Source organism: Stappia indica, from assembly GCF_009789575.1.
Classification (GTDB): domain Bacteria; phylum Pseudomonadota; class Alphaproteobacteria; order Rhizobiales; family Stappiaceae; genus Stappia; species Stappia indica_A.
In genome coordinates this window covers 4,033,090-4,045,381 of sequence record NZ_CP046908.1, presented here as the reverse complement: position 1 = coordinate 4,045,381, position 12,292 = coordinate 4,033,090, and the positions used below count along the sequence as shown (strand labels likewise).

13 protein-coding genes are annotated in these 12,292 nt (G+C 67.1%); 9 read left to right on the top strand and 4 right to left on the bottom strand.

Translation table 11 applies throughout. From position 1 onward, the window contains the following. Nucleotides 1-79 precede the first annotated feature (79 nt). From GH266_RS18870 to GH266_RS23620, 6 genes are all read left to right on the top strand, one after another. Nucleotides 80-226 (top strand): hypothetical protein, encoded by a 147-nt coding sequence (locus GH266_RS18870; RefSeq protein WP_158195201.1) that lies wholly within the window; start codon nt 80-82, stop codon nt 224-226. Between the two features lie 133 nt (nt 227-359). After that, the gene (locus GH266_RS18865) at nt 360-1,334 is read left to right on the top strand and encodes a magnesium transporter CorA family protein (protein ID WP_158195200.1); all 975 of its coding nucleotides are present in this window, start codon (nt 360-362) and stop codon (nt 1,332-1,334) included. 61 nt (nt 1,335-1,395) lie between these two features. Beyond that, on the top strand, nt 1,396-2,397 hold the full coding sequence (locus GH266_RS18860) for a class I SAM-dependent methyltransferase (protein ID WP_158195199.1): 1,002 nt from the start codon (nt 1,396-1,398) through the stop codon (nt 2,395-2,397). Between the two features lie 314 nt (nt 2,398-2,711). Next, nucleotides 2,712-3,089, top strand: a complete 378-nt coding sequence (locus GH266_RS18855) for an RT0821/Lpp0805 family surface protein (protein WP_158195198.1) — start codon at nt 2,712-2,714, stop codon at nt 3,087-3,089. 159 nt (nt 3,090-3,248) lie between these two features. After that, nucleotides 3,249-4,241 (top strand): DnaJ C-terminal domain-containing protein, encoded by a 993-nt coding sequence (locus GH266_RS18850; RefSeq protein WP_158195197.1) that lies wholly within the window; start codon nt 3,249-3,251, stop codon nt 4,239-4,241. Between the two features lie 8 nt (nt 4,242-4,249). Continuing rightward, a complete protein-coding gene (locus GH266_RS23620; protein ID WP_280524809.1) occupies nt 4,250-4,381 on the top strand; it encodes a hypothetical protein in 132 nt (43 codons plus the stop codon). Between the two features lie 32 nt (nt 4,382-4,413). On the opposite strand, the gene GH266_RS18845 is transcribed toward GH266_RS23620, so the two are convergent. Both GH266_RS18845 and GH266_RS18840 read right to left on the bottom strand, forming a co-directional pair. Then, on the bottom strand, nt 4,414-5,157 hold the full coding sequence (locus GH266_RS18845) for a crotonase/enoyl-CoA hydratase family protein (protein ID WP_158195196.1): 744 nt from the start codon (nt 5,155-5,157) through the stop codon (nt 4,414-4,416). A gap of 21 nt (nt 5,158-5,178) precedes the next feature. Next, nucleotides 5,179-6,948: an acyl-CoA dehydrogenase family protein gene (locus GH266_RS18840; RefSeq protein ID WP_158195195.1), complete on the bottom strand. Its 1,770-nt coding sequence runs from the start codon at nt 6,946-6,948 to the stop codon at nt 5,179-5,181. Nucleotides 6,949-7,118: 170 nt separating this feature from the next. Here GH266_RS18840 and GH266_RS18835 point away from each other — a divergent pair, with 170 nt between their 5' ends. The 3 genes from GH266_RS18835 to GH266_RS18825 all read left to right on the top strand — a co-directional run bounded on the left by GH266_RS18835 (nt 7,119) and on the right by GH266_RS18825 (nt 9,844). After that, nucleotides 7,119-8,111, top strand: coding sequence for an L-threonylcarbamoyladenylate synthase (locus tag GH266_RS18835; protein ID WP_158195194.1), 993 nt, complete (start codon nt 7,119-7,121; stop codon nt 8,109-8,111). 441 nt (nt 8,112-8,552) lie between these two features. Then, the gene (locus GH266_RS18830; RefSeq protein WP_209001490.1) at nt 8,553-9,482 is read left to right on the top strand and encodes a histone deacetylase family protein; all 930 of its coding nucleotides are present in this window, start codon (nt 8,553-8,555) and stop codon (nt 9,480-9,482) included. A gap of 107 nt (nt 9,483-9,589) precedes the next feature. Further along, nucleotides 9,590-9,844, top strand: a complete 255-nt coding sequence (locus tag GH266_RS18825) for an exodeoxyribonuclease VII small subunit (RefSeq protein WP_158195192.1) — start codon at nt 9,590-9,592, stop codon at nt 9,842-9,844. Nucleotides 9,845-9,856: 12 nt separating this feature from the next. On the opposite strand, the gene GH266_RS18820 is transcribed toward GH266_RS18825, so the two are convergent. Next, nucleotides 9,857-10,987, bottom strand: coding sequence for a class I SAM-dependent methyltransferase (locus GH266_RS18820; RefSeq protein ID WP_158195191.1), 1,131 nt, complete (start codon nt 10,985-10,987; stop codon nt 9,857-9,859). 43 nt (nt 10,988-11,030) lie between these two features. Next, entirely contained in the window at nt 11,031-12,290 is a 1,260-nt protein-coding gene (locus tag GH266_RS18815; protein WP_158195190.1) for a class I SAM-dependent RNA methyltransferase, read from the bottom strand. Between the last annotated feature and the right edge of the window lie 2 nt (nt 12,291-12,292).

The following is a 12,292-nucleotide window of genomic DNA, read 5'->3' as shown; positions in this document are numbered from 1 at the left end:
AGTTTTGTCCAAATCACAGAGGATTTGTGAGCTCCGCCGAAGGGATGTTCCCCGGCGCAACCAAAACCCGGACCCTGTCATGACTTCCAAGTCCCCCCAAGCCGCCGCTCCCGCACCGCGACCGAGCCTCGCTTCGCTCTACAAGCCGGTCGGCATCGGTGCCGTCACGGCCGCAAACATCTGCAAGACCGGCATGGTCAAGGCGACGGCCCCCAAGGCCAAGTGATCCCGGTAGCCGCCGGGTGGGACCAGGTGGCGGCGCCCATTGGGCGCCCCCTGACCCGAAGTGCGGCAAATCCGACAAGAAAGCGCTATAGGTTGCCGGGATCGGAAACGAAACACTCCCGGAGCCTTTTCGCATGATCACCGCCTATACGCTCGATGCAGGCACCATCGTCGAGATCCGCTGCTCCAGCGAAATGCGGATCCCCGACCTGGCCCTGTGGGTGGACCTGTTCTCGCCAACGCATGAAGAACGGGCAATGGCGGAGGCCTGGATCGGTACGGAGATCCCGACGCGCGAGGAAATGGCGGCGATCGAGACCTCCGAACGGCTCTACGAATTCCAGTCGGCGCTGATCATGACGGCGGTCATGCCGCTCATTGCCCGCAATCCCGATCCCAAGTCCGCGGCCATGACCCTGGTGGCAACGAAGGATCGCCTCGTCTCCCTGCGCCATGGCGAGCCCGCCGCGGTCGCGATCGCGGTGCGGCGGATCCAGCATGAAGGGGTGCCGATCCGCTCCGCCTGCGACATTCTCTTCACCCTGCTCGACGCCATCGCCGACCGGGCCGCCGATGTGGTGGAGGAATGCTCGGCCGAATTCGACGCGGTCTCAAGCCAGGTCTTCGGGGTCGGGCTCGATACCCGCAAGAGCGCGCAATACAAGGCGACCATCCAGAAGATCGGACATATCGGCCTCAAGATCGCCCGCATGCACGATGCCTGCGCCAGCCTGGAGCGGCTGTTTCTTTTCCTCTCCCTGCACGGCAAGACGCTGAACCTCAACAGCCAGCAGAAGAGCGCCGCCAAGACACTCGGCCGGGACATCCGCTCGATCCGCGAACATGCCGGCGGGCTCGACGCGCGGCTGAATTTCCTGCTGGATGCAACGGTCGGCCTGGTCAACCTGGAGCAGAACCAGATCATCAAGATCTTCTCGGTTCTCGCCGTGATCTTCCTGCCGCCGACGCTGATTGCCTCGATCTACGGCATGAACTTCGAGATCATGCCGGAGCTCGCCTGGACTTACGGATATCCTTTCTCTCTGGGCATCATGGTGGCATCGGTGGCCCTCACCTTCCTCTACTTCCGCTGGAAGAAGCTGCTTTGAGCGCCGGCGCCCCTGCCCTAGTTTGCCTGCCGATGACCAAGCCGAAAGCCGACACGAATCGATGACGAGCCTCGCCCAGAAGATCGCTGGCGCCCTGCGCCTCGGTAGGCGCCGGGCTCCTGCATCCCGTCGCCCGCAGACCACCGGCTCCTGGTCGCGCGAGGCCGTGCTCGAGCGCGTGGCGCCCCTGCCCCTGCGCGACAGGTTCCTTCCCGAATTCGACCCCGACTACTACCGCGCGCTCTATCCGGACCTGAGCCAGTTGGACGACGAAGCGCTGGAGCGCCACTATCACGAGGCGGGTCGTGCCGAGGGGCGGGTCGCCTCGCCGCTCGCCGCACGCGGCTATTTCGTCGATGCACTGCAAGGCGACGAGCGCTCGCTGGAACTCGGCGCCTTTCACCGACCGCTGATGCGCGGCGCCCATACCAAGCATTTCGACGTGCTGCCTCGGGCACAGCTGGTCGAGCGGGCCAAGGCGATCGGTGAGAAGCCGGAGGGCATTCCCGAAATCGACTTCGTCTCGCCCTCGGGCGACCTTGCCGTCGTCGACGAGCCGTTCGACATGATCGTCTCCTCGCACGTGATCGAACATCAGCCCAATCTCGTCGCGCATCTGGCCCATGTGGAACGCATTCTCGACAAGGGCGGCGTCTACGCGATGATCGTCCCGGACTGTCGCTTCTGTTTCGACCACTTCATTCCGCCCTCCACCCTGGGCCAAGTGATCGAGGCGCATCATCAGAACCCGAAGGTTCACACCCTGCGCAGCGTCGTCGAGATGCGCGCGCTGACCACGCATAACGACGCCGCCCGCCACTGGAAGGGCGACCACGGTACGCTCGACCACACGGTCGCACGCACGCGCAACGCAATCCGCGAATGGGAGCAGAGCAAGGGCAGCTATATCGACGTGCATGCCTGGCGCTTCACGCCCGACAGCTTCGCCCAGATCATCACCACGCTGAACGGGCTCGGCATGACCGGCCTCACGCCGTACCGCATCTACCCAACCCCTTATCTCGTCAGCGAATTCTGCGCAGTGCTGGGCAAGGACAGCTGAGTCCTCTCCCCTGCCCTCATGCCAGCCGACCACACAAGCAATCCACAAGCCCCTGCCCCGACAGTGAAAACGGAATCTCTATGTGAGCCGGGTTACCGTTTGTTAATTGCTTTCACCGATCCTGTTGCAAAGGGGCAACAGCCTTGCTTGCGAGGCCGAGCAACCAGCGTCGGAACGGTATCGCCATGACAAACCACCGGGTCACGACAATCCCCAGCAGTCTCCACAACGCCGGCCACAGCTGCCGCCGGGGTAGCGCATTCGCACTCCTCCTGCTTCTGCCGCTGGCCGCTGCCGGTTGCAGCAGCGTCTCCATGCCCATCGGCAGCTCCGATCTGGAGACGCCGCTCGACCTGACCGGCTCCATCGATTCCCAGCAGAACGCGGCGGATGTGGACATCAGCTCGCAGGACCGCGCGATCATCGCCCGTGCCATCGCCACGGCGCACGAGGCTGGCCAGGCCGAGCCGCCCTTCTCCTGGAACAACCCGATCACCGGAAATTCCGGCACCATCGTCGCGGTGAAGGACGACACCCAGGCCGGCGGCACCGGCTGCACGCGCTTCGAGACGACAGCCAATACGGTCGGCGGCGTGCGCGCCTACCTTGGCACCGCCTGCCGCGATCTCATGCAGGAGTGGGCGATCATCGACCTTTCGGTGAAAAACGCCGAGGCGGACAGCGCGGGTTGATCGCCATCCCGCCTGCGGGGAACCTGCGCACTGCCTTGCAAATTCCGACAGGGCGCGAGACACCCGACCTCTGGATTTTATTCCTATCAACAACCATATGTTTCCCGAGCACAGCGCGGGTGTATACCCGTTGCACCACACACCATCGCGGTCTGAACCATGCGTGATCCCTATTCCGTTCTCGGCGTCGCAAAATCGGCGAGCGAGGCCGACATCAAGCGAGCCTTCCGGAAGCTCGCGAAAAAGTATCACCCGGACCAGAACGCCGACGATCCGAAGGCGAAGGAGCACTTTGCCGAGGCCAACCAGGCCTACGAAATCCTTGGAGACAAGGAAAAGCGCGGCCAGTTCGACCGGGGCGAGATCGACGCCGAAGGCAAGCCGCGCTTCCAGGCGCACGGCTTCGGCGGCGGCTTCGACGAGTCCGATATCTTCCGCCAATCGCGCGGCCAGTCCTCCGGCTTCGGCGGTTTCGGCCAGGGCGGCGGATTCGACGACATCCTGAACGATATTCTCGGCGGACTTGGCGGGCGTGCGCGCGGCGGCGCCGGCTTTTCCGGTGCGGGTGCAGGCGCGGGCGCGGGTCCCGGTGCGGGACCGCGACCACGCCCGACACGGCGCGGGAACGATGCCAACGTCACCGCGCGGGTGACGCTGGAGCAGCTCGTCCACGACCGCAAGGCGCGGGTCACCTTGCCCTCCGGCAAGACGCTGGATGTGAAGCTGCCGGACGGCACGACCGACGGCGAGAAGATCCGCCTGCGCGGACAGGGCGAACCCGGCGAGAACGGCGGACCTGCGGGCGATGCCATCGTCGAGGTGCGCCTTGCCCGTCATCCGCTGTTCATGCCGGCAGACGACGACCTGCGGCTCGACCTGCCGATCACCCTTTACGAGGCAGTGCTCGGCGCCAAGGTGCGCGTGCCGACGCTCGACGGGGCGGTGAACCTCACCGTCGCACCGAACGCGAAGGCCGGCAAAACGATGCGGCTGAAGGGCAAGGGCCTGCCGAACCGGACCGGCGGCCGCGGCGATCTTCTGGTGACGCTGCGGATCGTGCTGCCTGAGGAAGGCGACGAGGAACTGGCGACCCTGATGCGGGCCTGGAAGGAGCTGCGTCCTTACCGTGCGCGCGGGCCTGAATTCGACTGAGGCCCGCGATGGCTGAAGATCCACCGCCGGCTCGAGGCGAACCGCGCAAGCGCGAGAACCCGGTGCTGCGCTGGCTGGCCTTCGCGCTCTGCGCAGGCGCGTTTCTCGGAGCCCTCTTCTGGAAGGCGGTGGGCTGGTAGCAGCCCGTCGCCGCCGCCCCCCGCCTTCCCCGTCAGCTGCCCTTTCGCGAGCGCGCCATGAAGGCCGTGAAGGCAGCCTTCGCCTCCTCGGAGGCAAGACGTTCGGTAAAGAGCCGGATCTCCTCCTCCATCCGGCTGCGCAGTTCCGCGCGATCCCCCCACAGCAGGGCGCGGGACAGGCGCATGGCCTCCGCCGGCTTGGCCGCGATGGCGCTGGCAGCGGCAAGGGCGCGTGCCTCGACCTCGTCCTCTGCCACGACGTGATTGACGAAGCCTGCGGCCTGCGCCCGCGCCGCATCGAACGGCTCGCCAAGGCACAGCAGCTCGAACGCCCGTGCGTGCCCCATGGTGCGCGGCGCCAGCAGGCTAGCTCCCGCTTCCGGCACAAGGCCGAGATCGAGGAACGGCGTGCGGAACACCGAACGCCGGCTCGCAATCACCATGTCGCAGTGGAACAACAGCGTCGTGCCGATGCCGATGGCAAGGCCGTCGACCGCAGCCACGATGGGGGTCTCGCAGTGGGCCAGGGCTCGCAGGAACCGCACCACCGGCGTCTCCTGCATTCCTCCCTCGGCCATGGCGAGAAAGTCGCCAATGTCGTTGCCGGCCGTGAAAGCGCCGGGTACGCCGCTTAGCAGATGCGCGCGCACGCCGTCGCCCGGCCGCTCCAGCGCCTCGGCAAGCGCTGCATACATCTCGCCAGTCAGCGCGTTCTTCTTGTCCGGCCGGTTCAGCCGGATGCGCTGGACGCCCCCGCTTGTCTCGATCTCGATCATCGCGCTCTCCCCACTCCGCACTCAGGCCAGCGGATCGTAGTCGAGCACGGCAGCGGCGGCCGAGACGACCTGCTCCTTGAGCGAGGCGGTCTCCGCGAGACGCGCCGAGGCGAAATAGCGGGCCAGCAGCAGCCTGCGGGCCGCGTCGGGCGATGCATCGCCGCGCCCGGCAAGCGCACCCTTGAGCAGCATGGCGCCGCCATAGGCGATGCCGAACAGGCGCAGGAACGGGGTGGCACCGGCCAGCGCCTCCTGCTGGCGGCCGTCGGCGAGCGCAGCCAGCATCCACTCCGTCGCGTCCGACAGGCTCGCCAGCGCCCTGGCCAGGCGATCACCGGCATCTGCAAACTCTCCGCCGGCCTCGCGCGCGGCTTCAGCTACTGCAGACAGCTCGCCGATCAGGCCGCGAAACTGTTCGCCGCCGGACAGCGGCAGCTTGCGGATCACCAGGTCGATGGCCTGGATACCGTTGGTGCCCTCATAGATCGGGGCGATGCGCGCGTCGCGATAGTGCTGGGCCGCCCCGGTTTCCTCGATGAAGCCCATGCCGCCATGCACCTGCACGCCGAGGGAGGCGACCTCGACGCCGATATCCGTCGCGAAGGACTTGGCAAGCGGGGTCAGCGTGGCCGCCCGCTCGCTCCAATGGCTGCGCGCGGCATCGTCGCCAGCCAGCCGCGCCATGTCGATGGCATGGGCATTGGCGTAGCAGATCGCCCGGGCAACCTGCGTCCAGGCCTGCATGTCCAGCAGGGTGCGGCGGATGTCGGGATGTGCGGCAATCGGGCTCATGCCCTCGCCGGTCTGACCGGCCGCCCGGCCCTGCCGCCGGTCCAGCGCGTAGGTCAGCGCCTGCTGGGTGGCGCGTTCGGCAACGCCGAGCCCCTGGATCCCGACGGCAAGGCGCGCGTTGTTCATCATCGTGAACATGCAGGCAAGGCCGCGGTTCTCCTCGCCGATCAGCCAACCGATGGCACCGTCATTGTCGCCATAGGCCATGGTGCAGGTCGGCGAGGCATGGATGCCCAGCTTGTGCTCGATACCGGCACAGCGCAGATCGTTGCGCGCGCCCAGCGACCCGTCGGCATTGACCAGAAACTTCGGCACCAGGAACAGCGAGATGCCGCGCGTACCGGCCGGCGCATCCGGCAACCGGGCCAGCACCAGATGGACGATGTTGTCGGTGAAGTCGTGTTCGCCATAGGTGATGAAGATCTTCTGGCCGAAGATGCGATAGGTGCCGTCGTCGGCGCGCTCGGCACGGGCTCGCAGGGCATTGAGGTCAGAGCCGGCCTGCGGCTCCGTCAGGTTCATCGTGCCCATCCACTCGCCGGAGATCAGCTTGGCGAGATAGGTCTCCTGCAGGTCCTTGCTTGCATGCTTTTCCAGCGCCTCGACAGCGCCCATGGTCAGGGTCGGACCGAGGGCGAAGGCCATGGAGGCCGAGTTCCACATTTCCAGCGCCGCGGCGTGGAGCATGGTGGGCAGGTCCTGCCCACCGAATTCAGGCGCGCCGGTCAAGGCGTTCCAGCCGCCGTCGATCCACGCCCTGTAGGTGTCGCGCCAGCCGTCGGGCATCGTCACCACGCCGTTCTCAAGGCGGGCGCCCTGCCGGTCGCCGACGACATTCAGCGGGGCGATCTCCTCGGCAGCAAAACGGCCGGCTTCCTCCAGAATCGCGTCCACCAGATCGTCGGTCACCTCGCCATGCTGCTGATGGGCCAGAACCTCTCCCAGTCCCGCCACCTGCTTCAGCGTGAAGGCGATCTCCGATACGGGGGCACGGTACATGTCTCACTCCCTTGACAGGCCGGCGCTTGACGAAAGACGGCTAAGGCCGCAGAACCGCCCGGCATCATTTCGGGCGCGAGGATGGCTGCGGCTAACGTAAACGTCAACACGTGACGTGGCGAAAACCGACCGGGTCTCCAAACGGCACTTTGGGAAGCAGGAAAACGGACATGCGGCGCTGGCAGATCGATCCGCAGGGAACCGACTGGCGCGATACGCCGGAGTTCGGCGCCGCCGTTGCCGACATCCTCGCCGGACGGCTGGTGGCGGTGCCGACGGAAACCGTCTACGGGCTCGCAGCCGATGCCACCAACGCGCATGCCTGCGCTGCGATCTACGCTGCCAAGGGGCGCCCAAGCTTCAACCCGCTGATCGCCCATGTCGCCTCCAGCGAGGCTGCCGAGCACCACGGCATTCTTGACGAGCGCGCAAGGAAGCTGGCGGCCGCCTTCTGGCCCGGACCGCTGACGATGGTCGTACCGAAGCGCCCGGGCGGCCCGGTCTGCGATCTCGCGACCGCCGGCCTCGACACCATAGCCTTGCGGGTGCCTGCTGCGGCCATCATGCGCGAGCTCTCGCAGGCCTGCGGCCGGCCCATCGCAGCGCCCAGCGCCAACCGCTCGGGCCGCATCAGCGGCACCACGGCGGATGCTGTCGCCGGCGATCTTGGCGAGCATCTCGCCCTGCTGATCGACGCCGGCCCGACGCCGGTGGGCCTGGAATCCACCATCATCGGCCTTGCCGGCAACCGGGCAACGCTGCTGCGGCCCGGCGGTATCGCGCGCGAGGAGATCGAGGCGGTGCTCGGAGAAAGGCTCGCCGCCCCTGCGCAGTCGGCGAGAGCGGCGCCAGAGGCACCGGGCATGCTGACATCGCACTATGCCCCGCGCGCCGGCCTCAGGCTCAATGCCGCCCATGTGGAGCCCGGAGAGGCCCTGCTCGCCTTCGGAACGCCCCTGCCTGCCGGTGCAGAGCGCGCATCCGCCATCGCACAGATGAGCGAGAGCGGCGACCTGCAGGAAGCCGCGGCAAATCTCTTCACGGCCATGCGCCGGTTGGACGCCGATGGCGTTGCGCGCATTGCCGCCATGCCTGTTCCCGAGACGGGACTAGGCGAGGCGATCAACGACCGGCTGCGCCGTGCGGCAGCTCCCCGCGGCTGACGACACCCTCGTCGACTGGCGACACGGGCTTTGCATCGGCCATCCGATAACGCAGCGTCATTGAAAGATGACGCAAAATTCAACTTGAGACACTGTCATTTCTTACACTGAAAAATTGTCGGCATCTTGCGGGCGAGAACCTTTTATCAAGTAGCTTTTCACTTTTCGGCATATTCCACCTTCTGAAACGGCTACGAATCAATTAGTATTATCATTGCCTTCACAGGCGATGCAGCGGACCTCCCCTACGGGCCTTAGCGCGCCCGCACCTCTCTCCGGGGCCGGCACTTTCGAGCCGCCCCGGCTTTCTTTTGTCCGCAGCCCGCCAGACGCCGTCTGCGTCACCGCTGTTCCCTTGCCTTTGGCTCATTGACACGCCCCGCTGCGGCCGGTCAGATGAGCTACCAAGCGCCCGCAAACGGCCCAAGCAAGGAAACGCCCTTGGCAACCCTCTACCTGCATCACTCCGCCTATCTCGACCACCTCACCCCGGTCGGGCATCCCGAACGTCCCGACAGACTCCGTGCCATCGACCGCATCCTGGAGCACGAGCGCTTCCAGACGCTGCAGCGCGAAGTCGCGCCGATGGGGCGGATCCAGGACATCGCACGGGTGCATCCCTCTTCCTATATCGACATGCTGCACACGATGGCGCCGCAGGACGGGCTGGTGCGCGTCGATGCCGATACGACCATGTCGCCCGGCACGTGGGAGGCCGCGATGCGCGGCGTGGGCGGCGCCTGCCAGGCGGTGGACGAGGTGATGAGCGGCAAGGTGGGCAATGCCTTCTCCGCCTCGCGCCCCCCCGGACACCATGCGGAAACCGCGCGCGCCATGGGCTTCTGCCTGTTCAACAATGCCGCCGTGGCGGCGCGGCACGCCCAGCAGGAGCACGGTGCCGAGCGCGTCGCGATCATCGATTTCGACGTGCATCACGGCAACGGCACCCAGGACATCTTCTGGTCCGACCCGACAGTCATGTACTGCTCCACCCACCAGATGCCGCTTTATCCGGGCTCAGGCGCGGCGAGCGAGCGCGGCGAAGCCGACACGATCGTCAACGCACCGCTGGCGGCCGGTGACGGCGGCGAGGAGTTTCGCGAGGCGATGGATCTTGCGATCCTGCCGCGAGTCGAGACCTTCCAGCCGGACCTGGTGATCATCTCCGCCGGATTCGACGCCCACACCCGCGACCCGCTCGGCGGGCTGAACCTGGTCGAAGCGGATTTTGCCTGGGCGACGATGAAGCTGATGGAGATCGCCGACCGTCAATGCGGCGGCCGTGTCGTGTCCGTCCTGGAAGGCGGCTACGACCTGGAGGGCCTTGCCCGCTCGACCGCTGCCCATATCATGACGCTGATGAAGGCGTGACGCCCCCGTCCACAGGCTGCGGCCGGGGAAGCGCCGGCTGCCTTGCCCGGCACCGGGGCGCCCTGTAGGTTGGCACTCCAAACGAGGCAGCAAGCAGGAGCCGACGCGTGGCCCGAGAGGATATCGACCCGGCGATCGAGGCGCTCGCCTTCGAGGTTGCCCTGAAGGAACTTGAGGAGATCGTCGGTCGGCTCGAGCGCGGCGACGTCCCGCTGGAAGAGAGCATCAAGCTCTATTCGCGCGGCGACCTGCTGCGCCGCCACTGCGACAAGCTGCTGAAGGCGGCGGAAGCCAAGGTCGAGCGCATCCAGCTGGCCGAGGATGGCAGCGCCACCGGAACCGCCCCGCTCGACGTCGACTGAAGCTGCAGCCCGCTATTCCTTGGTATAAAGCGCGATGCGCGACAGGAAGGCCGCCGACAGTTCGGCCCGATGCAGCCCGCCTGCTTCGAACAAGGCGTCGAGATCCTCTTCCAGATAGCTGCGATAATACGGCTCGTGGAAGAGGTCGGGAAACAGCTCCAGCAACCCGTCGTTCTCCGGCAGGTCGCCACGCTGCAGGCTGTCGATGAAGATCAGCCGCCCGCCCGGTTTCAGCACCCGGCCAAGCTCGCGAGCGACCACGCGGCGGATCTTCGGCGGCAGTTCGTGGAACAGGTAGACGCAGGACACCGCATCGAGGCTGGCATCGGCAAAGGGCAGGCTTTCGGCATTGGCATTGACGAAACCCGCTCTCCGCGACCGGGCTTGCGGCAATATCTCGCGCGCATGCTCCAGATACGGCAATGACAGGTCGACGCCTACGCCGCGAAGCCGCGGGAAGGCAGCAAGGGCCGGCGCCAGCAGCCCGCCCGTCCCGCAGGCGATGTCGGCATAGGCGATCTCGCGCTGATCCTTCCGGCGCACCAGCTGCGACAGATGCACCAGCCCCTGCCGCCGCATCGCCGCGCTCGCGCCCTTGAACAGCACCTCGACCTGGAAGTCGTAGATGCGGGCGCTGTCGCGCGACAACCAGCCTTCGCTCTGGAAGTGGAAGTTCTGCCGGTAGTAGCGCGGGAGTCCGGACGCGCCCTCGCGGGTGGCCTCATAGACTTCCTGATGGCCGCCGGCAACGCGCCGCCGGGCAACCTTCGGCACATCGGCAAGAAACCGCCGGCTGAGGTCGAGGAAGGTGCGCGGGCTGCCGAACTCGCCCTCTGGCATGGGATAGTGTCCGGCCTCGACATTGGCGAGGTCTCGCGCGAACAGCCCCGCAATCTGTGACAAGAGGCGCCGCAGGTCCGGTGTCGATATGGTCCGGCGGCGCGCGGCTCCGCTTTCCTCGCCGCCGGGCTGCTTCGGATCAGGCTTGCTGTCGTCACGCGCTGACCTGACGATGCGGCGCGAGATCGACTGGGCGAGCTCGCCGTGGACCGCGAACCAGGCGACGCGGGAGCCCTGGCGGGCGGCATAGCGCGCCCTCCGGCCCCAGTTGAAGGCAAGTCCGGCAAGGCTCGTTTCCGCCATGGCGCTCTCCTGTCTTTCGACCCGGGTCGCCGCGACGGCTTGCTCAGCCGCGCGACAGGACCGCGACAACCTCAATATGGGGCGAAAAGCGGAACTGATCCACCGGCAGGACCGACGAGATCCGGTAGCCGCCATCGACGAGGATGCGCAAGTCGCGCGCCAGCGTCCCCGGATTGCAGGAAACAGCGACCACCGTCGGCACCTTCGAGCGGGCAAGCTCCTTCGCCTGCGCCTCGGCGCCGGCACGCGGCGGGTCGAACACGACCGCCTCCATGCCGCGGCCGTAGTCGTCGAGTTCCACGGCGGTCAGCGGATTGCGGAAGAGGTCCCGTCGCTCGGCGCGAATCTCTCGCAGCGCGCCCGCGCCGGCCCTCATCGCCCGATCGAGCGCGGCAAGGGCAGAGGCCTCGCCCTCGACCGCCCGCACCGTCGCCTTGCGGGCAAGGCGGAGCGCAAACGTGCCCGAGCCACAGAAGAGATCGGCAACCTTGCGCGCCTTGCCCACGCCGGCCAGCACGCGCGCGGCCAGCGCCTCCTCTCCCGCTTCCGTCGCCTGGACGAAGGCGCCGGGCGGCGGAATCAGGGGAATACCGCCCATGTCGATGGCCGGCGCGCGCGCCTCGACGAGGACCTCGCCGTTGAGCGACAGGCGGGCGATGCCGGCGGCCATCGCCTCTTCGATCAAGCCCGCCGTCGCGCGCGGCTCGATCTTCGCCGGCGAGGCAAGCGCCAGATCGGCACCGGCAGGCGTTGCAAGGACGGTCAGCGTCACCTCGCCCTTGCGCGGCATCACGCGGGCGGCCAGCGCCTTGAGCACCGGCAACAGCTCAACGATTTCCGGGACCAAGACCGGACAGCGGGAGACATCGACGAGCCGGTGGCTGGAGCGTTCATGGAAGCCGAGAAGAATGCGGGCGCCGCCACGCGTCGCAGCAAAGACGGCACGGCGACGGCCGCGCCCGCCTGCATCCACCGTCGGCTCGACCAGGGGTTCGAGCCCCTCGAGCCCGCGCGCGGCAAATGCTGCGACGACCTGCTGGCGTTTCCAGTCGAGGATTGGGGCCTGATCCATGTGCTGCAGCGCGCAGCCCCCGCAGGTGCCGAAATGCGGGCAGGCGGGCTCCACGCGGTCCGGCGAGGAGGTCAGCACCTCCAGCAACCGGGCACGTGTGCCCTCGCGGCGGACCCGTACGGTCTCCCCGGGCAGCGTGAAGGGAACATGGACGGGACCGTCCGGAGTGTCCGCCCTGCCCTCGCCCTTGTGGGCAAGAGCGATGATGTCGAGTGTCGCGTCCTGGGTCATGG

Coding starts and splice junctions, on each gene's coding strand:
- GH266_RS18870 (WP_158195201.1), top strand. CDS start 80: ATGACTTCCAAGTCCCCCCAAGCCGCCGCTCCCGCACCGCGACCGAGC.
- GH266_RS18865 (WP_158195200.1), top strand. CDS start 360: ATGATCACCGCCTATACGCTCGATGCAGGCACCATCGTCGAGATCCGC.
- GH266_RS18860 (WP_158195199.1), top strand. CDS start 1,396: ATGACGAGCCTCGCCCAGAAGATCGCTGGCGCCCTGCGCCTCGGTAGG.
- GH266_RS18855 (WP_158195198.1), top strand. CDS start 2,712: ATGCCCATCGGCAGCTCCGATCTGGAGACGCCGCTCGACCTGACCGGC.
- GH266_RS18850 (WP_158195197.1), top strand. CDS start 3,249: ATGCGTGATCCCTATTCCGTTCTCGGCGTCGCAAAATCGGCGAGCGAG.
- GH266_RS23620 (WP_280524809.1), top strand. CDS start 4,250: ATGGCTGAAGATCCACCGCCGGCTCGAGGCGAACCGCGCAAGCGCGAG.
- GH266_RS18845 (WP_158195196.1), bottom strand. CDS start 5,157: ATGATCGAGATCGAGACAAGCGGGGGCGTCCAGCGCATCCGGCTGAAC.
- GH266_RS18840 (WP_158195195.1), bottom strand. CDS start 6,948: ATGTACCGTGCCCCCGTATCGGAGATCGCCTTCACGCTGAAGCAGGTG.
- GH266_RS18835 (WP_158195194.1), top strand. CDS start 7,119: ATGCGGCGCTGGCAGATCGATCCGCAGGGAACCGACTGGCGCGATACG.
- GH266_RS18820 (WP_158195191.1), bottom strand. CDS start 10,987: ATGGCGGAAACGAGCCTTGCCGGACTTGCCTTCAACTGGGGCCGGAGG.
- GH266_RS18815 (WP_158195190.1), bottom strand. CDS start 12,290: ATGACCCAGGACGCGACACTCGACATCATCGCTCTTGCCCACAAGGGC.